This window comes from Methylobacterium sp. D48H, assembly GCF_053345715.1.
In genome coordinates, this window is record NZ_JBKFAP010000001.1 from 1,007,965 (window position 1) to 1,030,810 (window position 22,846).

The following is a 22,846-nucleotide window of genomic DNA, read 5'->3' on the forward strand; positions in this document are numbered from 1 at the left end:
GGAGGACATCACGCCATGATGCACGGAGACATCTCGTCCAGCCAGGACAGCGTCGGCGTCGCCGTCGTGAACTACAAGATGCCGCGCCTGCACACCCGCGCGGAGGTGCTGGAGAACGCCAAGGCGATCGGCAAGATGATCGTCGGCATGAAGACCGGCCTGCCAGGCCTCGACCTCGTGATCTTCCCCGAATACTCGACCCACGGCATCATGTACGACGCCGCCGAGATGTACGAGACCGCCTCGACGGTCCCGGGCGCGGAGACCGAGGTGTTCGCCGCCGCCTGCCGGGAGGCCAAGGTCTGGGGCGTGTTCTCGCTCACCGGCGAGCGCCACGAGGAGCACCCGCACAAGGCGCCCTACAACACCCTGATCCTGATGAACGACCAGGGCGAGATCGTGCAGAAGTACCGCAAGATCATGCCCTGGACCCCGATCGAGGGCTGGTACCCGGGCGACCGCACCTACGTGTCGGACGGGCCGAAGGGGCTGAAGATCAGCCTGATCATCTGCGACGACGGGAACTATCCCGAGATCTGGCGCGACTGCGCCATGCGGGGCGCCGAGCTGATCATCCGCTGTCAGGGCTACATGTACCCGGCCAAGGAGCAGCAGGTCGTCATCTCGAAGGCGATGGCCTTCGCCAACAACACCTACGTGGCGGTGGCCAACGCGGCCGGCTTCGACGGCGTCTACACCTATTTCGGCCACTCCGCGATCATCGGCTTCGACGGCCGCACGCTCGGCGAGTGCGGCGAGGAGGAGATGGGCATCCAGTACGCCGCCCTGTCGAAATTCCTGATCCGGGACTTCCGCGCCCACGGCCAGTCGGAGAACCATCTCTTCAAGCTACTGCACCGCGGCTACACGGGCATGATCAACTCGAAGGAGAACCGGCACGGGATGTCGGAATGCCCCTACGATTTCTACCGGCGCTGGATCGAGGATCCCGACGGAACCCGCGACGCCGTCCGGGCCATTACCCGCCAGAGCGTCGGCACGGAGGAATGCCCGATCGAGGGCATCCCGTTCGTGGGCAAGGGCGCGGGCGCGCCCGACCCGGCGCGCTGACCAGCCGGCCGGTCGCGCGACCAGGAGGACCATGGACACGACTCCCCTCGGCCCCACCGCCTTCCGGGCCCCGGCCGTCCTGCTCTCCGGACCGGTCGACTACGACATGTACAAGGACTTCCGCCGCCAGCTCGACGCGGCGGGGGACCGCGACCTCGTCGTCGTCGAGCTGACGACGCTCGGCGGCGACCCGGAGGTCGCCCGGATGATGGGCGAGGACATCCGCTTCAACAGCGCGATGGATCCGAACCGGCGGTTCGTCTTCCTCGGCAAGGCCGCGATCTACTCGGCCGGCACGACCTTCATGAGCTTCTTCGCCCGGCCCAACCGCTATCTCACCTGCGGGACGCGGCTGATGATCCACGAGCGCAAGATGAACAAGCAGCTCCAGGTCGAGGGACCGCTCACCACCTGCATCGCCTCCGTGAAGGCGACGCTCAACGAGATCCTGTGCTCGATCGAGATCCAGAACGAGGGCTTCGCCAACCTGATCCAGGGCTCTGACGTCACCCTCGACGAGGTGCTCGAGAAGGCGCCGGCCAACTGGTACCTCGAGGCCGAGGAGGCCAAGCGGCGCGGCCTGATCGAGGCGGTGATCTGAGCCGCGTCTTTGCGAACGCAGTGAAGCAACCCAGGGCAGCGCGACATCGGCGCGCGCGGCGCTGCTGGATCGCTTCGCCCCGCCCGCGAGGACGATGAGATTTCACAGCGCCGGTTAACAGGGCCCGAGGCTGACCAAGACCGGGGTGAGGGTCCGCGACATGGGAGATTCGGGTCGCGGGCGGCGCGGTCAGGGCGTCGCGGCCGGCTCCGTCAGGCGATCGACCGAGAGCAGGTACGCGATCAGCGCCGTCTGCTCTTCGCGCGAGACGCCCGAGCCGGCATCCGCCCAGTAGGCGTGCCCCTTGCCGGTCACGCGGGCGATCCGCGCCGTGTCCGAGGCCGCGTTGGCGGCGATCACCTTCGCCCGGAGATCCCGGTCGACCAGGGCGCGCAGGCTGTTGGCGGGATCGGGGGCGACACCCCGGTACAGCGTGCCCGGGACGCCGAGCTGCGAGACCGCGTCGGAACCGACAGCGACGCCGGAATCGTGCAGATACGGCGCCGTCCAGGGGAGGCCCACGAGGTTCGGCACCTTGTAGCCGCCCTCCGTGCCCCCCTGCCCCCAGGCGAGCTGCACCTGGGCGAGGGCGTCGCCCGCGAGCGGCACCGGAACGATGACCGGGTCGGCCGGGGTCGGGAACGGCGTGTCGGCGGCGAACATCGCCGGCGCCGACAGGCGCGCCTCCATCTTGGCGCCCGCCCGCGCCCGGGTCGGCTCGGTGCCGATCTCGGCCTCCGGGACGACCCGGTGGTTGGTGAGCGCCGGGCCGGAATGGCAGCTGCCGCAGCCGGCCTTCTCGAACACCGCGCGGCCCGCGCGGACCCGGTCGGGATCCTGCCCGGCGGCCGGCGGGTGCAGCAGGTTCTGGAAGGCCGACATGGCGTTGTTGGCGTGGTTGACCGGCTCCCCGGGCACGGACGTGAACAAGCCGTTGTCGGTGACGTAGTTGGTCGCCGGATAGGTCGGCAGTACCGCGTAGCTGTTCAGCCCCGGCGAGGCCGGGGTCGGATCGACGCTGCGCAGCACCTCCGACGGGCTCCGGCCGCCGTCCGGCCTGTAGCGGAACGCCTCCGTGGCCGACCCGCGCAGGACGATGCCGAGATACGTCTCGGGATCCATGCCGAACAGCCAGGGCGCGGCGGCGGCGAGCTGGGTCGTGTCGGAATTGGCCGCGTGGACGTTGTTGTTGAGCGAGGACAGGCCCGCGAAGGGCCCGATCGCCTCGCGCCCGCTCCAGCTATAGGGCTCGCCGTGGGCCGAGAAGCTCGACGGGATCGAGGTCGGGTTGGTGACCCGGTCGGCGGACGAGTCGAAGCTGCCCGGCGGCCAGCTCGCCACCTGCACCTTCGTGGCCGCCTCGACGGAAGCGGCGTCCGGGAGCGCCGGCCCCGTGCCGGTCGAGCCGGTATGCTGCGGATCGGCGGGGGGCTTGGCATCGGCCTCCGGCACGCTGGCGTGCATGAAGTAGGCCGAGGAGTTCTTCGCGAGCGCCATCAGCAGCCCGGCATTGAGGTCGGTGTTGGGCGCGCCCTCCACGACCCTGCCGGTGCCGGGATCGACCGCCGCGTGGCACAGGGCGCAGGTGATCCCCATCCGAAGGTGGCCGCGGTCGTAGAAGGTCTTGATCCCGATGATGAAGGCGCCGCCCTTCGGCACGTCGAGCCCGGTCGGGACCAGCTCGCCCGCCCGGTAGACGCGGTCGCCGACGCGCACGTCCCTGGCCATGGCAACTTTGAGATCGGTGGTGCCCTGGCCACCGAGCTTGGCCACCGCCAGGGCGACCTGCGTGGGAGTCAGGCCGCCGTCGAGCATGCCCATGACGTCGGTGAGGAAGACCTCGTTGCCGAACGTCTCCTGATAGAACGCCTGCCGCCCGCGCTCGACCATCGCGGGATCGATCGCGACCGCGCCGCTCTGCGGCGAGAGTTCCTTCCGTCCGGCCTCGGTGCCGCTGAGCCGGTCGGCCTCCGCGCGCGAGACGCGGCGTCCGAGGATGTCGAAGGCGGTCTCGATCGGGTAGCGGTCCGGGTTGAGCAGGTCCGCCCGGTCGGGCATCGGCGCGTAGCTGAAGCGGCCGACGCCCAGGGCGACGCCGGCCGCGACGGTCACGAGTCCGGCGGTGATCAGGATGCGGCGCGGCCAGCCCATGGAAACCGTTTGTCCTTCCCGGCGCCCGCCCGCGAGGAAGCGGGACCGGAGGGCCGGGCCTTTAACTGCCGGCCATTGCCAGGGTTCACGGGGGCGGCCGGGACCGGGTGTCGCGTCCCGGTCGCCCCGGATCCTCAGATCTGGACCTGCCCGCCGTCGGCGAACAGCTCGACGCCGTTGACGAAGCTCGCCGCGTCCGAGGCGAGGAACAGCACCGCCTGGGCGATCTCCTCGGGCCGGCCGACGCGGCCGGCCGGGATCTGGCCCGCGAGATAGTCCTTGGTGGCCGCCGCCTGATCGCCGCCGCCGAAGAGCTTGTCGAGGCCGGCGGTCTCGGTCACGCCCGGGCTGATCGTGTTCACCCGGATGCGCCGGTCCTTCAGGTCGAGGATCCAGTTCCGGGCGAAGTTGCGCACGGCCGCCTTGGTGGCCGAGTAGACGCTGAAGGCCGGCGTGCCCGAACTTCCGGTGGTCGATCCGGTGAGCACGATCGCGGCCCCGTCCCGCAGGAGCGGCAGCGCCTTCTGCACGGTGAAGAGCACGCCCTTCACGTTGGTGTCGAAGATGCTCTGATAATGCGCCTCGGTGATCGCGCCGAGCGGCGCGAAGCTGCCGCCGCCGGCATTGGCGAAGACCACGTCGATCTGCGCGTGCTTCTGCTGGACCGCGTCGTACAGGCGGTCGATGTCGGCGAGGTTCGCCATGTCGCCGCGCACGCCCGTGATCCGGCCGCCGATCCGCTTCACCGCCGCGTCGAGCGCCTCCTGGCGGCGACCGGTGATGAACACCGAGGCCCCCTCGGCCACGAAGGCCTGAGCGGTCGCGAGGCCGATGCCGCTGGTGCCGCCGGTCACCACCACCACCTTGTCCTGAAACCTGCCGGTCATCGTCGTTCTCCGCTGTTCGGCGCCGTGCGCGCCGCTGTTTAAAGAGATGCCGCCGGAACGATGGTGCGGGTAGTCGGCGATTGTGGCACTCAGCGTTCCACAGGAGGAACGATGGTCCGCGCCGATCTCAACGACTACGTCTACTTCGCCGAGGTCGTCGCGCACGGCGGCTTCGCCGCGGCCGGCCGGGCGCTGCACCAGCCGAAGTCGAAGCTGAGCCGCCGCATCGCGGCCCTGGAGGCGCGCCTGGGCGCCCGCCTGATCGAGCGGTCGAGCCGGCGTTTCCGCGTGACCGAGGTCGGCCAGGGCTTCTACGAGCGCTGCCGGGCGATGATGCTCGAGGCGGAGCGTGCCGAGGCGCTCGTCGCGGAGGCGCAGATCGAGCCGCACGGGCGGATCCGCATGAGCTGTCCGACGGGCCTCACCGACATCGTCGCGGCGCGCGTCCGCGGCTTCCTCGTCCGATACCCGAAGGTGCGGCTGCAGCTGGTCGTGACCGACCGGCCCGTCGACCTGATCGAGGAGCGGATCGACGTGGCGCTGCGGGTCCGACGGGACCTGACGAGCGACGCATCGCTGACCATGCGCACGCTCGGAACCTCGCGGTGGATCCTGGTCGCCGCACCGCGGATCGCGCGCGGCCTCGGCCCCGACATCGCCGCGCTCGGGGCGGTCCCGACCCTCGGCACCCGCGACGATCCCGGCGAGGCGGAGTGGCGGCTGGAGCACCGGGACGGCACGATCTTCACCCTGCGCCACGAGCCGCGCCTGACCTGCGGCGACTTCGCCGCGCTGTGCGACGCGGCGGCCGACGGCCTCGGGGTCGCGTTCCTGCCCGACCACGCCTGCACCGATGCCGTCGCGGCCGGCCGGCTCGTGCCCGTCTACCCGGACTGGCAGGGTCAGCCCGGGATCGTGCACATCGTCTTCACGACCCGGCGCGGGCTGCCGCCGGCCGTGCGGGTTCTGATCGACCACCTCGCGGCGACATTCCCGAAGCTGTGAGGCGCGCGCCCTAGTATCCGCGCGCCGCGTCGACGCCGTCCGGCACCTGGCCGGTCCGCCGATAGGCCCGCAGGTTGGCCGCCACCGTGGCGGCCGCCGAATCCATGTCGGTCGGCCCCGAGACGTGCGGCAGCACCGTCACGCCGGGATGCGACCACAGCGGCGACTCCGCCGGCAGGGGCTCGACCGCGAAGACGTCGAGCACGGCGTGGGCGAGGTGGCCCTTGTCCAGGGCGGCGATCAGGTCCTCGGTGACGATGATCGGTCCGCGGGCGAAGTTGATCAGCGCGGCGCCGGGCTTCAGGGCGGCGAGGCGCTCGGCGTTCACGAGGCCCCGCGTCTCCGGCGTCAGCGGCACGAGGCAGACGAGGATGTCGCACCGGCCGAGCATCGCCGGGAGGCCGTCGGCGCCGTGGAACGTCTCAAGGTCCGGCACCGCCTTGGGGCTGCGGCTCCAGCCGACGACGCGGAAGCCGGCTCCGGTGAGCCGCTCCGCCGCCGCGGTCCCGAGCGCCCCGAGGCCGAGCAGGCCGACCGTGGTGTCGGACGGCTTGCGGTAGGCGTGCGGGCGCCAGACCCGGTCCCTCTGCTGGCGGGCGTAGGCCGGCATGTCGCGCTGGAGATAGTAGGTCCAGGCCAGCACGGCCTCGGCCATGGTGCGGGCCATCTCGCGGTCGACGAGGCGGACGATCGGCAGCGGCCGGTCGAAGGCGCCGACGAGCTTCTCGACCCCGGCCCAGAGGCTCTGCACCCAGACGAGCCCCGGCAGCGCCGCGACCTCGGCCGGATCGGGGTTGGCCACGACGGCGACCCGCGCGGCCGCCCGGGCCGCGTCGTCCATCGACCGGAACGGGATCAGGCGCTCCTCGGGCATGGCCGCCGAGAGGATCCGCAGGTACTCCGCCTCCTGATCCGGCCCCTTGCACCCGACCAGGGCGATCGCCTCCGCCATCAGCATCCTCCGCACCGTACCGCTTCGCCCGTCCACGCGCGGGCGAAGCAGGCGCTGTGCCTGACGGGATCCGGATCGTCGAGATGGGTCGGGCGCCGGCTCGGTCAGCGCGCCTCGATCAGCGCCGGGTAGACGAGGCGGACGTTGCGCCGATCCTCGGGGATCGCGGTCTCCGCCCGCTTGCGGATGCTGCCGGTCGTCGCCGCCACGACGGGCTCGGTCGGCCGCAGGCGCCAGCGCTCGGCCGCCTGGATCGCGACGCGGGGCTTGGGCCGTTCGAGGTGCCGGTCCGCGCCCTCGGTGGGGGCGGTCGCGAGCCCGCCGAGCGTCATCGCGGCCAACAGGGCGTAGCGGGGCCAGGATCGGCGGGGACGGGCGGGACTGGAAGGCATGGGAGGGGCACCGCGTGGACCTCCCTGTTCTGCGCCGCGCACGTGAAGACGAAATCGAACCGAATCGATTTCCAACCCGTTCCCAACACCTGCCTACAGTCGCGGTAAATGCCCGCTGTCCAGGCACGGTTAAACAGGTGAATCGGGAGGACACGCGGACATGGCGAGCAAGGTCGAGGGGGGATCCGGGACGCCGGAGCGCGCGGAGATCGGCCGCGTGATCGACACCGACATCTCCGCGCGCCTGGACCGGCTGCCCTGGGGCCGCTTCCACGTCCTCGTGATCGTGGCGCTCGGCATCACCTGGGTGCTGGACGGCCTCGAGGTGACGCTCGCCGGCTCCCTGGTGGGCGCGCTGCGCCAGCCGCCGATGTCGTTCTCGGAGTTCGACGTCGGGCTCGCCGCCTCCTGCTATCTCGTGGGCGCCGTGACCGGCGCGATCGGCTTCGGCTGGCTCACCGACCGGATCGGCCGGAAGAAGCTGTTCTTCATCACGCTCGCCCTCTACCTCGTCGCCACGGCGGCCACCGGCCTGTCTTGGAACATCTGGAGCTTCTGCTTCTTCCGCTTCCTCACGGGCGCGGGGATCGGCGGCGAGTACACGGCGATCAACTCGACCATCCAGGAGCTGGTCCCGGCCCGGGTCCGCGGCTGGACCAACCTCGTCATCAACGGCTCGTTCTGGATCGGCGCGGCGCTCGGCTCGTTCATGTCGATCGTGCTCCTGAAGCCCGAGGTGATCGACCCGGCCTGGGGCTGGCGCGTCGCCTTCTTCACCGGCGGCGCCATCGGCCTCGTGATCCTGCTGCTGCGCACCTGGATCCCCGAGAGCCCGCGCTGGCTCGCGACCCACGGCTACGCCGCGGAGGCCGACCGCGTCGTCACGGGCATCGAGAAGCGCTTCACCGACGAGGGCGTGACCCTGCCGCCGGTGGACGAGAGCAAGCGCATGAAGGTCCGCACCCGCGACCACACCCCGCTCTCCGAGGTGTTCAAGGCGCTGTTCGTGACGAGCCGCAAGGAGACCATGGTCGGCCTCGCGCTGATGATCGCGCAGGCCTTCTTCTACAACGCGCTGTTCTTCACCTACGCGCTGGTGCTGGAGCGCTTCTATCAGGTGCCCGGCAACCATGTCGGCTGGTACCTGCTGCCCTTCGCGCTCGGCTCGTTCCTCGGCCCGCTGCTGCTCGGGCGGCTGTTCGACACGATCGGCCGACGCAAGATGATCGCCTTCACGTACGGCATCTCGGCGCTGCTGCTCGCCGCGGTCGGACTGCTGTTCCGTCTCGAGGTCCTCGGGCCGGTCGGCCAGACCGCGGCCTGGATGGTGGTGTTCTTCTTCGCCTCGGCGGCGGCGAGCTCGGCCTATCTCACGGTCTCCGAGACGTTCCCGCTGGAGATCCGGGCGCTCGCCATCGCGGCCTTCTACGCGGTCGGCACCGGCATCGGCGGCGTCTCGGGCCCGCTCCTGTTCGGCACGCTGGTCGAGACCGGCTCGCGCGACTGGGTGCTGTTCGGCTACGGCCTCGGCGCGGTGCTGATGCTCATCGCGGCCATCGTCGGAGGCATCTGGGGCACCGCCGCGGAGGGCAAGTCGCTGGAGGAGGTCTCGAAGCCGCTGGCGGCGGCCTGAGGGCGGGCCCGGCGCGACAGCGGGACGCGCGCGGAGCGGAGCCGTCCGGCCTCGCTCCGCGCCCGGCCGACGCCGCCGCGGGCGCTCACGCCCCCTTCCGCCACACCTGCCCGTGGTAGACGAACTTGGCGCCCTCGTTCGCCAGGGCCGCCAGGCCCCGGAAAGCGGGGTCGTGGACGGTGATCACGCTGGTCGGGATCTGGCGCATCATGGCGGCGAAGGGCGCCTTCTTCTCGAAGGCGGTGCGGAAGCCGCTCTCCTCCAGCACCTTGAGGATCCGGGGCGCGATGCCTCCGCCGATATAGACCCCGCTCGTCGCCAGGAAGGTCAGAGCGAGGTCGCCGCAGACGCGTCCGAGCACCCGGCCGAACAGCGCGAGCGTCTCCGCGGCGTGCGGATCGGTGGCGTTCAGACCGGCCTCGGTGACCGCGGCCGGCTCGATCTTCTCGTGCGGCTGCCCGGTCCGGACATGGGCGACGGCCGCGTGGAGGCGCGACAGGCCCGGCCCCGACAACACCGTCTCCACGGTGATCCGGTCCTCGACCCGCTCCAGCGCGTGCCAGACCTGCTCCTCGAAGGCGTCGGCCGGACCGATATCGGTGTGGCCGACCTCGGTGGAGACGATGGCGAGATGCGCCGAATAAGGGACCAGCGCGGCCGCGCCGAACCCGGTCCCGGGGCCCAGCACCACGCGGGCGCCGCCGGGCACGGGGGGACAGGGGCCGACCGGCGTGAGGTCGTGGGGCTCGATATCGGCGGCGCCGGCCGCCACCGGCACGTAGTCGTTGACCACCGTCGCCGAGGAGAGCCCGAAATCCTCGGCGATGCGCTGGCCCGCGATCTTCCAGTGCGCGTTCGTCAGCTGGATCTCCGGCCCGTCGACCCGGCCGGCGATCGCCAGGATCGCCGAGCGCGGTGCCGGGCCGCCACCCTTGGCGAGCGATGCCTTGATGGCGCTCGACGGATCGGGATGGTCGGCGGTCGCCTCGTGCGCGAGGAGGCGGGGCTGGTCGCCGGACGTCTCGATCAGACCGAACCGCGCGTTCGTCCCGCCGATGTCGCCGACCAGAACCGGAAACTCGAACATCGCAACTTGCCCCTGCTCTCTGGCCCGCCGCGACGGGACTCGCGTCCAGCACGGCTCCGGCGATTCATCGGCCGCGCGACACCGCGCGGGCAAGTCCCAATCGGCGGCATCCGCCGCTCAGGATTGCGCGATCGTCTTGTCACGCGCCCGGCCGATCACGCCGAGATGGGTATCTCCGAAGCCGCTGCCGTATTTGAGACCGTAACCGAGGGCGCGGTCGAGGCCGATATGGGCCAGCCAGATGAGGACCGGCCCGACGGCCTCGGGGCGGCCCGAAGCGATCGCCAGGGCCAGGCCGACGAGCGGCAGCGCGAGCGTGTGGGCCGCGTTGTAGAGCACGGCGCCGACCACGGGACCGGCCGCGTAGCCCAGCATGCTCAGGTCGGGGACGAAGAGCAGCGCCGCGAAGAGCCACCACGACGGCCCGAGCCAACCATAGGCGAGCAGGGCGGCGACCAGGATGCAGCCCCCCTCCAGCCGCAGCAGCAGGCGCGGCCAGCCCGTGACGGAACGCCCCGACATCGCGACCTCCCCTCGACAGCGCGGCGCGTCAGGCCGGCGGCAGCGCGTCCGGGTCGATCGCGCCACCGGCAGCCCAGTTGCTGAGCAGGGCACGGACGGCGGCGGGGTCGGGCAGGCGCCGCCGGGCGACGGTCTCGCCGTCACCGACGCGCACCGCGACGCCGCCGTCCTCGTTGATCGACGCGAAGGCGATCTCGTCGGTGCGGTCGTCGCCGAAGAAGACGGGGACCCGTCCGGCGTAGGGCGCCTGCGCCATGAAGGCGCGGATCGCGTGGGCCTTGGTGGCCTGCGCGGGGACGATCTCGCCGACCGCCTTGCCGAGTTGCAGGCGGTACTCGGCGCCGAGCGCCTCCGCCGCGCCCTTCACCAGCGTCTCGGCCCGCAGGGCATCGTCCGGGCTCGCGAGCCGCCAGTGGACCGCCACCGAGGCGCCCTTGTCCTCGATCAGGACCTGGGCGAGCGCGGCGGTCTCGGCCTGCAGGCGCGCGACCTGCCGGCGCAGATCCGGATGGTCCTCCGCGCGGCCGCCCGTGAGCGCGCCGGCGACCCGGCGCTCGACGCCGTGGAGACCGGCCGCATCCAACCGGGACGGCGCCAGGAAGCCGTCGATCACCGTGACCGGCCGGCCGGTGACGATGGCGAGGGCGCCGTCGAGTCGCGCCCGGAGCCGCTCCAGATCCTCAACGAGGCCGGGCTCGACCCGCACGGCGTCCGGACGCGGCGCGATCTCGGCGAGCGTGCCGTCGAAGTCGAGGAAGAGGGCGATGTCCATCGCGGGGGATCCCGGGCTCGAGTGTCGGCGACGGGCTAGCACGGGCGCGCCGGACGACAAACGCCGGCCGCACTGCCCTATCTGAATCCGCACCGGCACAGCACGAGGTTCTCCATGCGCGGATCGCCCTTTCGGCCCGTTCCCGATCCGGTCGGACCGGACGAGGAGAGCGTCTGGGACTATCCGCGGCCGCCCCGGCTCGAATCCGTCCCGGACCGGCTGCGGGTCGTGCTCGGCGGCCGCGTCATCGCCGAGACGGGCTCCGGGTTCCGGGTGCTCGAGACCTCGCACCCGCCGACCTACTACCTGCCGCCCATCGACATCGCTGACGGCACGCTCGTGAACCGGCGGCGCGGCGGGATCTGCGAGTGGAAGGGACAGGCGGTCCTGTTCGACGTGCGCGGCGGCGATCGTCTCGTGCCTGGGGCGGCCTGGGCCTACCCGGATCCGACCCCGGATTTCCGCGCGATCGCCGGCTACGTCGCGTTCTACGCCGGCCCGATGGACGCCTGCTTCGTCGGGGCGGACCCGGTGACGCCGCAACCGGGAAACTTCTACGGCGGCTGGATCACGCCCGGCATCGTCGGCCCGTTCAAGGGCGGTCCCGGAACGATGAGCTGGTGATTTCGTCCCCCGCCCCTTCTACGTTCGCGGAAGGCCACCCCGAGGAGACCGCATGAGCGCGCTGACCGAGACCGATCCGACCGGCGCCGGGTTCAGCCCGGAGGGGCTCGCCCGGATCGCGCCGTGGATGGACCGCCTCGTCGGCGACGGCCGGCTGGCCGGACTGTCGGTCACCGTGGCGCGGCGCGGGCGCATCGCCTTCGCGCGCGCCTGCGGGCAGGCCGACCTCGCCCGGGCAACGCCGTTCACCCTCGACACGGTCACCCGGATCTACTCGATGACCAAGCCGCTGACCTCAGTGGCGGTGATGCAGCTCTACGAGCAGGGCCTGTTCCAGCTCGACGATCCGATCGCCCGGGTCCTGCCCGAGTTCGCCGAGATGCGCGTCGCCGTGGGCGGCAACCGGGCGAAGCTCGAGACCGAGCCGGCCCGCCGGGCGATCACCGTGCGGGACTTGCTGACCCACACGGCCGGGCTGACCTACGGCTTCATGGAGGCGACCCTGGTCGACGCGCAGTACCGCGAGCACGGCGTCGACTTCCTGGCGCGCGAGGGCACCCTCGCCGAGATGACCGCGCGGGTCGCGAAGCTGCCGCTCCTCGCCCAGCCGGGCAGCGCCTGGAACTACAGCGTCGCCACCGACGTGCTCGGCCAGTACGTGGCCGCGCTGACCGGCCGCCCGTTCGCCGACCATCTCCGCGAGGCGGTGATCGGGCCCCTCGGCATGGTCGATACCGACTTCCACGTGCGACCCGAGCTGATGCCGCGCTTCTGCGCCACCTACGCGTACGACCGCGCGCGGCAGCTGCGCCTGTTCGACGATTCCGTGGACACGGCCTTCGCGCGCCCGCCCGCCATCGCGTCGGGCGGCGGCGGCCTCGTCTCGACGGCGGCGGACTATCAGCGCTTCTGCCGGATGATCCTCAACCGGGGCACCCTCGACGGCGCGCGCCTGCTGGGCCGCAAGACGGTCGACCTGATGCTGGCGAACCACCTGCCGGGCGACCTGGCCGCGATGGGCACGCCGCGCTTCGCCGAGACCTCCTACACCGGCATCGGCTTCGGCCTGGGCTTCTCGGTGATGCTCGACCCCGCCCGGGCCCAGATCCTCGGCACGCCCGGCGAGGTCGCCTGGGGCGGCCTCGCCTCGACGGCGTTCTGGATCGACCCGGCCGAGGACCTGTCGGTGGTGCTCATGACGCAGCTCGTCCCGTCCTCGGCCCTGCCGATCCGGCGCGAGCTGCGCGTCCTGACCTACGCGGCCCTGGCCGAGTGAGGGCCGGCCACGCGCGGGTCCGCGCCGGTCACTCCTCCTTGGGCGCCTCGGCGGCCGGCTTCTGAGCCGGCTTCGCGCCGGCCTTGGCGGTCGGCTTCGGGGCGGCGGTGGCGTATTCGGGATCGCTGCGCGGACCGTTCGCACCGTTGGTCGGGCCGGGGAGCTGGCCCGGCGCGAGATCGGTCACCTTGGTCCAGGTCTGCGACTTGCACAGGAACGCGATCAGGCAGCCGCGCACCGTCAGCTCGCCGGCCGTCTCGGTCCAGATGGTGACGTCGTAGGACTTGCCGTCCTCGGAATTGTAGATCTTGCCCTCGTAATGGGCGTCGGCATTCGGCTTCAGGCCCAGGATCAGCTGGTGTCCGAGGGACGGCCGGGCCTGCTTCTTGGGATCGGGGTTCTTGAAGTCGATCCGCGGCTCGCCCTTGTCGTTCAGCGGGACCTTCAGCCAGACCACGTATCCGCACAGCCGGTCACCCGCGGTCCCGCACTTCTCGAGGCGCACGCGCGCGCGGCCGTCCTCGGTGAGATAGGTGCCGCTGGGATCGGTCGGCGTCTTGGCCTGGGCCGTGCCCGCCAGCGCCGAGAGCGCCAGGATCGCGAGCGGCGCTACCCGGCGACCGATCGATGTAAACCGCATACCCGAACTCCCATCCCTCGCGAGTCGTGATGGAGCCTTGACCGCCCGTCCTCGCGTGTGCCGCTTCCGCGCAGGAAGGATCGCTCCCTCCGCGTCATCGCGCCCGCGCCGAGAACCGGACGGCGTGCGCGTCATGCCCGCCCTCTCCCGCGCGAAGTTGTCCGCATCATGACAACTCAGCCGGGGCTCTGGACGGGAATCGACCCGGCGATACTGGGATCGGTGCGCGTTGGACGGTCAGATCCGGGTCGGCGGAAGGCTGCGGCCGGGTCCGAGGCTGCGCTGCATGAGCGTTACGTCGAGCCAGCGCCCGTGCTTGTGGCCGACTCCCGCGAGCGTTCCGACGGGCGTGAAGCCGAGGCTCGCGTGCAGCGCGATCGAGGCGGGTGAGCCGCTCTCGGCGATGATGGCGACCAGGGTCCGGCAGTCGATCTGCTCGCTCGCCGCGATCAGGGCGGCGAGCAGGCGCCGGCCGACTCCGCCGCCGCGGGCCGTCCGGGCGACGTAGATCGAGTCCTCGAGGGTCGAGCGATAGGCGGCGCGCTGGTGATAGGGGCCGGCATAGGCGTAGCCCGCGACCGCGCCGTCCCGTTCGGCCACGAGGTAAGGAAAGCCGCCCGCGCGCAGCACCTCGAAGCGGCGCGTCATCTCGGCCAGCGTCGGCGGCTCCGTCTCGAAGCTGGCCGTGCTGGAGGCGACGGCGTCGCCGTAGATCGCCGCGATGGCGGGAAGGTCGGCCTCCGTGGCCGGGCGTATCACGTCTGTCACGGCCGCAGGTTACGCGAGGCGGCGCGGCTCCGGCAATCTGCCCCGCACGAGCCGGGCGCGGCTCGATCCCGCGGACGGCGGCGGAGCCTCGGCGGGACCGGCGCCTCAGCGCAGATCCCGCACGGCTCGAGGATGCGATGACTTACTCGGCGGCGGACATCTCGGCCGTGAAGTGGCCGCACCAGTCCTTCGAGGCCACGACCGGCCAGAGGCCCTTCGACTCGGGGGCCGGCTGGCTGACCGGCGGATTGAAGCGGCAGAGGCCCTCGTCACCCTTCGCCTGGGCACCGTTGAGCTTGTGATCGTCGAAGAAGCGGCAGCTTTCGCAAGCGGCGTTCGCGGAACCGGCCATCGGGTCTCTCCATCGGGTGTCTCGGAGGGAGGGGACCGCCGCGGCAGCGCGCCCTCCACAGTTCTTAATTAGAATAGCTCGAAAGTAAGGTCAACGGCCGGCTTGCGTGGGGCTTGCGGGCGGGGGGCCGAGCGCGACGCTGTGCGGGAGAGCGAGGGCGATGGGGGACGTAGGCGCGCGGGCGCTCCGGGTCGGCGGGCGCCGCGCCGTCGGTCTCGTCATCTGCGTGAGGATGTCAGGCGCCCCGCGACCCGACCTCGCTGGCGCCGTGGCCCAGAACGCAGCGAAGCCGGATTCCGCTGGGAATCCGGCTTCGGAGAAGCGGCGATGACTTGGTCATCACCCTTTGGCCGATCCGATCGCCGTCAAAGTAGACGGTGTCGGGACGGTCAGCCCTGCTTGGCCTTCTTGTTGGCGTTGTGGTGACCGATCGCGCAGCCCGCGGCCGCGCCCATCTTGCCGTGTCCGGCCATGTGCCCGGCGACTCCGCCGACCACGGCGCCCTTGAGGCAGCCCTTCGCCTGGGCGGGCGCGCCGGCCAGCAGGCCCGCGACGGCCAGGGCGGAAACGAGTGCGATCCGATTCGTCATCGAGACATCTCCTGTCGTTCCTGCGGCAACCGGCGGCCGGCCCCACCCGTTCCGGCGCCGACGCGACAGAGCCGCGCGCCTCTCGGAACCGTGACCCGTCAGCGCGCGAGCCCGGCCACGAGCCGCACGAGATCCGACTGGCGCGTCGCTCCGGTCTTGGCGAAGATCGCCTTCAGCTGCGAGCGCGCGGTCGCCGCGGTGATCGCGAATCGCGAAGCGGCTTCGGCCAGCGAGATCCCGCTCGACAGCGCCTGGGCGAGGCGCGCCTCCGCCGGGGTCAGCCGATAGGCCGCCTGGAGGATCGCGGTCGCGGGCGCGGCCGGGGCCCCGGGCACGCTCCCGAGGAGCAGCGTGCTCGCCCCGGCGAACAGGCCGCGGCTCGGCCCGACCAGCGGCACGACGTGGATCACGAGCGGCGGCCCGTCCCGTCGCGCCGCGACGACCGCCGAGATCGGCGGGCGGCCGGAGGGCCGCGCCAGGGCTTCGAGCTGCCGCGCGGCGTCCGGATCTTCCGCGGTGAGGCGGCCGCCCGAGAGCTTCAGGTCGCGCCCGAGGAGGGCGCCGAACGCGTCGTTCCAGCGGAGCGCCCGTCCGTCGGCGTCGAGGATCAGGGCGGCGCGGTCGATCAGCTCGAAGGCCTGCGTCAGCCCCGCGAGCCGGGCCCGCTCGACCATCGACGTCAGCAGGCCGGCGCGCTGCAGGAGCGGCGACAGGGTCGCGAGGCGCCGCTGCTCGTGCAGCTCGTACGGTCCCTGCTCCACGGTCCGCTGCAGGGAGAGGCACCACAGGCGTCCCTTCACGGAGAAGCCGATCCCGGCGAACCAGCGCAGGCCGCGGGAGGCCAGCAGGTCCTGGTAGAAGGGCAGGCGCGCGATCTCCTCCGGCGTGGTGAAGTCCTGATCGACCGCGATCCCGCGCGTCCGCATGAGCGGGATACCGCGGAGGCGATGGTCGTCGCGGTGCCAGCCCTCGTCGAAGTAGCGGCGCGAGGCGTCGGCGAGAGAGGCGGTGCAGAGCGATTCGAGGCCGGTCCGGTCGGAGCGCAGCAGCAGGGCGCCCTCGCTGCCGGACGCCCGCACGACGCGCTCGGCCAAGTCAGGCCAGCGCGCGGGATCGATCACGGCCTCCTCGAGGTCCTCCCGGAAGCCGGACTCCAGGTCGTCGCGCAGGCGGGCGAAGAGATCCGGCCTCACGCCCGACATGTGACGCGCCTCCGCCGCGCCGGATACTGGCGCCCCGCGCCGGCTCGCCGAACTCTCGTCCTCGCTCGGTACGGCTCCATACCGTCGAACTATAGATCACGTTCTTAAATCCGGGCAAGCATCCCTTTAATTACAGGTTTAGATCGGCGGGAGCGTGCGCGGGACTTGTCGGGAGACGGCACCGCCGCGGCGGGATCCGCGCGTCGACCCGCCGACGATGGGAACGACGGCGCCCCGGCCGCGCACACGCGTTCGGCCTGCGCCGGAACCCGCCCCCCTCTACGCGGCGGGCGAGGCTCAGCACTTTGCCACGGATTGCCATACACAACTTCTGATAGAGTTGCCGAGAGCCGGGTTCAAGCCTCGTTAACCAAGCTTGGCGATTGTATCGCGGTGCGCGGTTCGATCACGAGTTGTGATGGGACGAGCGCACTCGAGCAGGATGCGGCTGAAGGTCGATGGCGTTTACCCTGTCTGCGTTCCTCGGTGTCGCGCGACGGCGGCCAGGCCGGCCATCCGGTGCCGCGGCGGTCGCGCTCGCGCTCGTCGCCTGCGCGCCGCTGCTCGCCGGCTGCAGTTCCGGGCGCCCGCAGAGCGCGGCGCGCTCCGGCCTCGACGTGGCTCAGACCGGCTCGGTCACCGAGGGCCTCCCGGCCGCGCTGGTCGCGGCCGCCCAGGAGGAGGTCGGGCGGACCATGCGCCTCGGGCTGGCGAACTACCGGCTCAACGTCGGCGACAACCTGGAAGTCTCGTTCCTGATCGATTCCAGCGTCGTTCAGCCGACCTACCGCCTGAACCCGAACGACGAGTTCGACGTCGATTTCCGCACGCACCCGGAATACAACCGTACGGTGATCGTCCGGCCGGACGGCCGGATCTCGCTGCCGGGCAAGAACGGCATCAAGGTCGCGGGCCTGTCGCCGGAGGCGGCCGCCGCGCTGATCAAGAGCACCTACGACGACGTGCTGATCGATCCGGTCGTCACCCTGATGCTGCGCCGGTTCCGCACCGTCACCGACGATTTCCGCGACCTCACCCAGCGGGCCGACATGGGCCGCGTGAAGGTCCTGGCGATCGAGCCGGACGGCAAGATCAACCTGCCGATGGTGCCCCCGGTGCAGGCGGCGGGCCGGACCGTCCACGAGGTCATGGGCAGCCTGAACGCCGCCTACAAGCACCAGCTGGCCTCGGTGACGACCAGCGTCCGGCTCGCGAGCCTCGTCCCGGCCAACACCATGGTGTTCGGCGAGGTCCGCGCCCCGGGTCCCGTCACCCTGCAGGGGCCGCGGACGCTGGCGCAGGTCCTGGGCTCGGCCGGCGGCGTCCTGCCGACCGCGGCCGGCGAGGCCGTGCGGATCATCCGCTTCGATGCCGAGGCGGCCGGCAGCGTGCGCATCGTCGACATCGGCCAGCCGGGCTTGGCGGACTCGATCGTGGTGCCGCCCAACGCCACCGTCTACGTGCCGCCCTCGCTCCTGGCCAAGACCGCCCGCGCGGTGGACCTCGTGGTGCGCCAGATCTTGCTCTTCAACGGGACCGGCTTCGGCGTGAACTACATCACCGGTCCGTCCGCCAGCAGCTCCACCAGCGCCACCGTGAGGTCCGGCACGTGAGGCAGAGCGACCTGACCGCCGCCGATGCGGTCGAGGGCCCGGCCTTCGACCTCCGCGACGCCCTCGCGGCCCTGTTCCGGCACATCCGGCCGGCGCTGCTGATCCTCGTCGCGGCGATCCTCGGCGCCGGGATCTACCTCCTGCTGACGCCGGCCGAGTACACGGCCGACGCCAAGCTGATCATCCGTCTCGGCCGCGAGAAGGCGGGCGCCCCGCTCCAGGGCGGCGCGAACCAGAACTACATGTTCTCGGAGCGCGCGCAGAACGTGAACAACGAGATCGAGATCCTGCGCGATCCCAGCATCGTGCGCGACGAGTTCGCGACGCTGAAGGCGATCACCCCGGCCGGCGACCTCGGGCCGCCCCCGGCGGACTGGACCGACTGGCTGATCTACCAGGGCCGTCAGGCCGTGCGGAGCGCGAAGGCGGTCAAGACCTGGATCGTCGATACGGTGCGGATCCCGTTCGAGGCGGTGGGCCTGCTGCGCCACCTGACCCCGGACGAGAAGCTCTACGAGGCGTACCTCGCGGCGTTCAAGGTCGTCTTCGTGAAGGAGACGGACGTGATCCTCACGGGGTTCACCTGGACGGACCCGCACTTCGCCGCCCAGGCGCTGAACCGGCTGCTCGACGCCTACAAGCGCCGCCACGTGGAGGTCTACGCCGACGAGACTCCCGCCTCGTTCTACCAGAGCAAGCTGGAGCGCGCCCGGGCCGACCTCGCCGCCATCGACGCGCAGCTCTCGACCTACCTCAAGGGCAACAACACCGCGAGCTTCGAGATCGAGCAGCAGAACGACCTCGGCACCCTCGCTGACCTCGCCAAGCAGAAATCGGCGGCGCAGATCGAGCGCGAGGTGGTCGAGACCCGGCTCAAGCGCACTCGCGAGGCCGGACCCGACCGCTGGCAGCCGACGCCGCCCGACGCGGACCCGACGGTCACGGCCTTCGACCAGCGCTGGGCGGACCTGCGGACGAAGCGCGCCGAGCTGGCGGTGCGGTTCCGGCCGACCGCCCCCGAGTTCGTGAGCCTCGATCGGGACCTCGCGGCCCTGGCCCGACAGAAGTATCAGGCGCTCCTCGCCGCCGACACGGCGAAGCTCGCCATCCTCGCCGAGAAGATCCAGAGCATCACGGGGATCGAGCAGAGTCGCCGCCGGGCGGCCATCGGCCAGAGCGACGCCGCCCTGGCCTACGGCCGGCTGACCCAGCAGAAGGGCCTGCTCACCGACGAGATCACCGAGACCCAGAAGCGGATCGACGCTCTGAAGACCGGCACGGGTCTCGACGCGCAGGCCGTCACCTCCTCGGCCCTCGTGGCGCGCGCCGTGCCGCCGCGGCTGCCCTCCGGCCCGAACCGGCCGCTGATCCTCGGGCTCGCGGCCGGTCTCGGCCTGCTCGCCGCCCTGGCCTACGTCGCCCTCGCGGAGATCCTGGCCCAGACCTACCGCAGCGCGTCGGAGGTCGCCCGCTCGCTGCGGGTGCCGGTGCTGGCCGCGGTGCCGCTGCAGACGGGAGTCGCCGCATGATCGCCGCCGCCATCGCGCCGAAGATCGATCCGGCGATCCTGGAGCCGGCCCTCGTCCAGCTCACCCGGCACGAGGCGCGCGTGCGCCGGGTCGGCCTCACCGCGGTCCAGCCCGGCGAGGGCGTCAGCACCCTCGCGCGTGAACTCGCCGGCGCCTACGCCCGGCGGGGCCGCAGCGCCGTGCTGATCGAGGCGAACTGGTCCCGCCCGTCGCTGGCGGAGTCCTACGGCCTGACCGGCCAGCCGGGCTTCGCCGACATCGTCGCCGGCACGGTCGCCCCGAGCCGCGGCGTCCACCCGGTCGCCGACAACCTCAGCGTCGTGCCCGCGGGCAGCCCGTCGGCCATCCGACAGGCGACCCTGGACGACGGCCGCGTGGAGGATTTCCTGGCGCTCGTCGACGACCGCTTCGAGCTCGCGATCGTGGATTGCGAGCCGATCACCGAGATCGGCGACGCCGCCGCGCTCTCCCCCTTCGTGGACGGCTTCATCGTGGTGATCGGCGCCGAGCGCACCCGTCGGGCCGTGGCGCAGCGCGCCCTGGCCGACCTCAAGGCCGCCGGCGGGGCGCCGCTCGGCGTCGTCCTGAACCGCACGCGGCGGCCTATCCCGCGATGGCTCTACCGGTGGCTCGGATGAGCGCGGCGCCCGTCCGCGCGCTGCGGGTCCTGCCGCTCGCCGGGATCGGCTTCGCGGCCGCGGCCGGGGCGATCGCCCTGAGCGCGGCGCCGCTCAAATTCGCCGTCGTCGGCCTCGCGGCGGCCTTCGGCGCGGTCGGCGCCCTGATCGTCGGGCGGCTCTATCGCCTCACGCCGCTCCTGCTCGTCTCCCTCGCGGTCGGGCTGACGGTCAAGCTCGACGTCAGCTTCCTCCAGCATTTCGAGGCCGTCGGGCAGTACCTGCCGAGCATCGGCGGCGGCGCCGGCCTGACGGTGAGCGTCGCCCTGCTGGTGGCCGTGGCGCTGATCGTCGCCAAGCTCACCGGACTCGGGGAGGACGCCCCGGGCCTGCGGCTCGACCGGCCCCTCGTGCTGACGCAGCTCGGCTTCCTGATTGCGGGGCTGCTCTCGCTCTCCAACGCCACCGACCCGGCCTATCTCTGGTTCGACACGTGGCGCTTCGCCGGCCTCCTCCTGGTCTCGGTCGCGGTCTCGAACCTGTCCGAATCCGACATCCGGACCCTCGCGCTGGCGATCTGCGCCCTCTGTCTCGTCCAGACCGCGGTGGCGGGCCTGCAATACGTTTCGGGCTCGGAACTCGGCCTGTCGGTGCTGGGCGAGGAACAGATCGTCGAGGAGAACATCAACTTCTCGGCCCAGCGCCGCGCCGGCGGACTGAAGGTCCACCCGAACATCCTCGGCTACTATTACGAGTTCGTCTGGCCGCTCGCCCTGGCGCTGGCCCTGTCGCGCGGCCCGCTGCTCCTGCGCCTCGCGGGGGCGGCGGGCGCCGCCTCGGCCCTGGTCGGCGTGGTCCTGACCCTTTCGCGCGCGTCCTGGCTGACCTTCCCGGTCTCGGCCGCCCTCCTGATCCTGCTGGTCTACCGCGACCGCGTGTTCTCCCGGACGAGCCTGATCGTCTTCGGCCTGCTGGCGGTCGTCGGCGCCGTCGCGGCGCTCTACGCCGGCCCGCTGATCTGGGAGCGGCTCACCGCCGACGACGGCGGCTCGGCCGCCCAGCGCGGCCCGCTGAACGCCGCGGCCCTCGCCCTGTTCGAGCAGTTCCCGATCTTCGGCGTCGGCCTGAACAACTTCGGCAACCAGTTCGCGGTCCTCGACAGGACCGGCCTGTCCCGGCTCGCCGGATTGTTCGACCGGTCGAACCACGTGGTGCACAACCTGCACATCCTGATCCTCACCGAGGTCGGGGTCGTCGGCTACGCGGCCTTCGCGCTGGTCTTCGGCATCGGCATCGCCCGGGGCTTCCGCGCCGCCCGCCGCGCCCCGGTGGGCGATCCGCTCGCGGCGATCGCGGCCGCCTGCGCCGTCGGCCTGATCGCGCACCTGCTGCACGGGCTGGTCGATCCGGGCTTCCGCCTGAATCTCGGCATCGCCGAGCTGCTCTACACCGGCCTCGGGCTGATCGCCGGGGTGCGGGCGGCGCAGCGGCGCAGGGCCGTCGCGGCGTCCCAGGCGGTCGCGTCGACGGGCCCGATCGGCGCGGCGCGCGCCCGACCGGAGCGGATGCCCTCGCAGTCCGGGCGTCGCCCCTCCCTCGCAGCGTACGGAGACCGTCCGTGAGCGCCGTCAGCCTCAGCGTCCTGATCGTCACCTACAATGCCGGCCGGGACATCGAGACCTGCCTGGACCTGCTGGCGGCGAGCCGGGTGAGACGCCCCTACGAGGTGATCCTCGTCGACAACGCCTCCACCGACGGGACGCCGGAGCGCGTCGCGCGGGCCTTTCCCTGGGTGCGGGTCATCGCCGAGCCGACCAATCACGGCTTCGCGGGCGGCAACGCGCGCGCGCTGGAGCACGCGCGCGGTACCGCGATCCTGCTCCTCAACCCCGACGCGTTCCTGCACGACCCGGACGCGCTCTCGGGCCTCCTGGACCATCTCGACGCGCATCCGGATGTCGGGGCGGTCGGCCCGCGCCTGACCTTCCCGGACGGGACGCATCAAGTCGGTGACGCCGGCTACGAGCCGCGCCCGCTCTCGATCCTGGTGCACGCCGCCGGCCTGTCGGGCCGCCTCGGGCTGCGCGGCCTCTACCTCGCGAGCCGCCAGGCCAGGGGGGCGCGGGCCCTCGACGTCGACTGGATCTGCGGGGCCTGCCTGCTCCTGCGCCGCTCGGCGATCGCCGCGATCGGCGGCCTGGAGAGCCCGATGTTCCTCTACGGCGAGGACGTGGACTGGGGCTGCCGCCTGCGCGATGCCGGCCTGCGCGTCGCCTACCGCCCGGACATCGCCGTCACCCATCTCCAGGGCGGCTCGGGAAGCGCCCGCTCGGCCCGCTGGCTCGACGGCCTGGCGGCGATCTACAGCCTGCGCAATGCCGGGCGGCTCCTGTCGTCGCCCGCCTTCTTCTCCGGCCCGCTCCGGCTCGGCTTCACCCTGCGGGCCGTGGCCTACGGTCTCGCGGCCCGGCTGCGCCGGCAGCCGGACCTCGCCCGCAAGGCCGAGGACATGCGCAGGTTCTCCGGGCACCTGCGCAGTCTTCGTCTCCGACCGCGATGAAC

Annotated in this window: 23 protein-coding genes; 11 read left to right on the forward strand and 12 right to left on the reverse strand. The window is 72.0% G+C overall.

The window, feature by feature from the left end; translation table 11 throughout:
- Positions 1 to 15: 15 nt before the first annotated feature.
- Both ACLBX8_RS04900 and ACLBX8_RS04905 read left to right on the forward strand, forming a co-directional pair.
- A complete protein-coding gene (locus ACLBX8_RS04900) occupies positions 16 to 1,071 on the forward strand; it encodes an aliphatic amidase (RefSeq protein WP_020090552.1) in 1,056 nt (351 codons plus the stop codon).
- A 31-nt stretch (positions 1,072 to 1,102) separates the two neighbouring features.
- Positions 1,103 to 1,672 (forward strand): ClpP family protease, encoded by a 570-nt coding sequence (locus ACLBX8_RS04905; RefSeq protein ID WP_056531864.1) that lies wholly within the window; start codon positions 1,103 to 1,105, stop codon positions 1,670 to 1,672.
- Between the two features lie 189 nt (positions 1,673 to 1,861).
- Here ACLBX8_RS04905 and ACLBX8_RS04910 read toward each other — a convergent pair whose 3' ends face one another.
- Together ACLBX8_RS04910 and ACLBX8_RS04915 are read right to left on the reverse strand one after the other, a co-directional pair.
- The gene (locus ACLBX8_RS04910) at positions 1,862 to 3,823 is read right to left on the reverse strand and encodes a cytochrome C oxidase Cbb3 (protein ID WP_447714680.1); all 1,962 of its coding nucleotides are present in this window, start codon (positions 3,821 to 3,823) and stop codon (positions 1,862 to 1,864) included.
- A 134-nt stretch (positions 3,824 to 3,957) separates the two neighbouring features.
- Positions 3,958 to 4,710, reverse strand: a complete 753-nt coding sequence (locus tag ACLBX8_RS04915; protein ID WP_447714681.1) for an SDR family NAD(P)-dependent oxidoreductase — start codon at positions 4,708 to 4,710, stop codon at positions 3,958 to 3,960.
- Positions 4,711 to 4,821: 111 nt separating this feature from the next.
- Here ACLBX8_RS04915 and ACLBX8_RS04920 point away from each other — a divergent pair, with 111 nt between their 5' ends.
- The gene (locus tag ACLBX8_RS04920) at positions 4,822 to 5,715 is read left to right on the forward strand and encodes a LysR substrate-binding domain-containing protein (RefSeq protein ID WP_447698455.1); all 894 of its coding nucleotides are present in this window, start codon (positions 4,822 to 4,824) and stop codon (positions 5,713 to 5,715) included.
- 10 nt (positions 5,716 to 5,725) lie between these two features.
- Here the strand turns inward: ACLBX8_RS04920 and ACLBX8_RS04925 are convergent, their stop codons facing one another.
- Together ACLBX8_RS04925 and ACLBX8_RS04930 are read right to left on the reverse strand one after the other, a co-directional pair.
- Positions 5,726 to 6,667, reverse strand: a complete 942-nt coding sequence (locus tag ACLBX8_RS04925) for a 2-hydroxyacid dehydrogenase (protein ID WP_447698454.1) — start codon at positions 6,665 to 6,667, stop codon at positions 5,726 to 5,728.
- Positions 6,668 to 6,771: 104 nt separating this feature from the next.
- On the reverse strand, positions 6,772 to 7,059 hold the full coding sequence (locus ACLBX8_RS04930) for a hypothetical protein (protein ID WP_244492186.1): 288 nt from the start codon (positions 7,057 to 7,059) through the stop codon (positions 6,772 to 6,774).
- A 160-nt stretch (positions 7,060 to 7,219) separates the two neighbouring features.
- Between ACLBX8_RS04930 and ACLBX8_RS04935 the strand changes: the two genes are divergently transcribed.
- Positions 7,220 to 8,692, forward strand: a complete 1,473-nt coding sequence (locus ACLBX8_RS04935) for an MFS transporter (RefSeq protein ID WP_447714682.1) — start codon at positions 7,220 to 7,222, stop codon at positions 8,690 to 8,692.
- Between the two features lie 85 nt (positions 8,693 to 8,777).
- Here ACLBX8_RS04935 and ACLBX8_RS04940 read toward each other — a convergent pair whose 3' ends face one another.
- From ACLBX8_RS04940 to otsB, 3 genes are all read right to left on the reverse strand, one after another.
- Positions 8,778 to 9,779 carry a glucokinase gene (locus tag ACLBX8_RS04940; protein ID WP_447714683.1) on the reverse strand — a complete coding sequence of 334 codons (1,002 nt, stop codon included), beginning with the start codon at positions 9,777 to 9,779 and terminating at the stop codon, positions 8,778 to 8,780.
- Between the two features lie 117 nt (positions 9,780 to 9,896).
- A complete protein-coding gene (locus tag ACLBX8_RS04945; RefSeq protein WP_447714684.1) occupies positions 9,897 to 10,301 on the reverse strand; it encodes a DUF4260 domain-containing protein in 405 nt (134 codons plus the stop codon).
- Between the two features lie 28 nt (positions 10,302 to 10,329).
- On the reverse strand, positions 10,330 to 11,073 hold the full coding sequence (gene otsB / locus ACLBX8_RS04950; protein WP_447680989.1) for a trehalose-phosphatase: 744 nt from the start codon (positions 11,071 to 11,073) through the stop codon (positions 10,330 to 10,332).
- A gap of 114 nt (positions 11,074 to 11,187) precedes the next feature.
- Here otsB and ACLBX8_RS04955 point away from each other — a divergent pair, with 114 nt between their 5' ends.
- On the forward strand, positions 11,188 to 11,697 hold the full coding sequence (locus tag ACLBX8_RS04955; protein WP_447714685.1) for a DUF427 domain-containing protein: 510 nt from the start codon (positions 11,188 to 11,190) through the stop codon (positions 11,695 to 11,697).
- A gap of 52 nt (positions 11,698 to 11,749) precedes the next feature.
- Positions 11,750 to 12,973: a serine hydrolase domain-containing protein gene (locus ACLBX8_RS04960; RefSeq protein ID WP_447714686.1), complete on the forward strand. Its 1,224-nt coding sequence runs from the start codon at positions 11,750 to 11,752 to the stop codon at positions 12,971 to 12,973.
- A 28-nt stretch (positions 12,974 to 13,001) separates the two neighbouring features.
- Here the strand turns inward: ACLBX8_RS04960 and ACLBX8_RS04965 are convergent, their stop codons facing one another.
- From ACLBX8_RS04965 to ACLBX8_RS04985, 5 genes are all read right to left on the reverse strand, one after another.
- A complete protein-coding gene (locus ACLBX8_RS04965) occupies positions 13,002 to 13,613 on the reverse strand; it encodes a DUF2147 domain-containing protein (protein WP_020090565.1) in 612 nt (203 codons plus the stop codon).
- Between the two features lie 237 nt (positions 13,614 to 13,850).
- On the reverse strand, positions 13,851 to 14,381 hold the full coding sequence (locus ACLBX8_RS04970; RefSeq protein ID WP_020090566.1) for a GNAT family N-acetyltransferase: 531 nt from the start codon (positions 14,379 to 14,381) through the stop codon (positions 13,851 to 13,853).
- Positions 14,382 to 14,523: 142 nt separating this feature from the next.
- On the reverse strand, positions 14,524 to 14,733 hold the full coding sequence (locus ACLBX8_RS04975; protein ID WP_012322376.1) for a hypothetical protein: 210 nt from the start codon (positions 14,731 to 14,733) through the stop codon (positions 14,524 to 14,526).
- Between the two features lie 389 nt (positions 14,734 to 15,122).
- Positions 15,123 to 15,323: a hypothetical protein gene (locus ACLBX8_RS04980; RefSeq protein ID WP_012322375.1), complete on the reverse strand. Its 201-nt coding sequence runs from the start codon at positions 15,321 to 15,323 to the stop codon at positions 15,123 to 15,125.
- Positions 15,324 to 15,421: 98 nt separating this feature from the next.
- Entirely contained in the window at positions 15,422 to 16,525 is a 1,104-nt protein-coding gene (locus ACLBX8_RS04985; protein WP_447714687.1) for a helix-turn-helix transcriptional regulator, read from the reverse strand.
- A gap of 458 nt (positions 16,526 to 16,983) precedes the next feature.
- Between ACLBX8_RS04985 and ACLBX8_RS04990 the strand changes: the two genes are divergently transcribed.
- From ACLBX8_RS04990 to ACLBX8_RS05010, 5 genes are read left to right on the forward strand one after another with little or no spacing between them, the layout of a single operon-like run.
- The gene (locus tag ACLBX8_RS04990; RefSeq protein WP_447698446.1) at positions 16,984 to 18,138 is read left to right on the forward strand and encodes a polysaccharide biosynthesis/export family protein; all 1,155 of its coding nucleotides are present in this window, start codon (positions 16,984 to 16,986) and stop codon (positions 18,136 to 18,138) included.
- Positions 18,135 to 19,667: a GumC family protein gene (locus tag ACLBX8_RS04995; RefSeq protein ID WP_447698445.1), complete on the forward strand. Its 1,533-nt coding sequence runs from the start codon at positions 18,135 to 18,137 to the stop codon at positions 19,665 to 19,667. Before ACLBX8_RS04990 ends, ACLBX8_RS04995 begins: the two co-directional genes overlap by 4 nt.
- Positions 19,664 to 20,305 (forward strand): CpsD/CapB family tyrosine-protein kinase, encoded by a 642-nt coding sequence (locus tag ACLBX8_RS05000; protein ID WP_447698444.1) that lies wholly within the window; start codon positions 19,664 to 19,666, stop codon positions 20,303 to 20,305. Before ACLBX8_RS04995 ends, ACLBX8_RS05000 begins: the two co-directional genes overlap by 4 nt.
- The gene (locus ACLBX8_RS05005) at positions 20,302 to 21,906 is read left to right on the forward strand and encodes an O-antigen ligase family protein (RefSeq protein WP_447698443.1); all 1,605 of its coding nucleotides are present in this window, start codon (positions 20,302 to 20,304) and stop codon (positions 21,904 to 21,906) included. Before ACLBX8_RS05000 ends, ACLBX8_RS05005 begins: the two co-directional genes overlap by 4 nt.
- A complete protein-coding gene (locus ACLBX8_RS05010) occupies positions 21,903 to 22,844 on the forward strand; it encodes a glycosyltransferase family 2 protein (RefSeq protein ID WP_132366044.1) in 942 nt (313 codons plus the stop codon). Before ACLBX8_RS05005 ends, ACLBX8_RS05010 begins: the two co-directional genes overlap by 4 nt.
- Positions 22,845 to 22,846 lie beyond the last annotated feature (2 nt).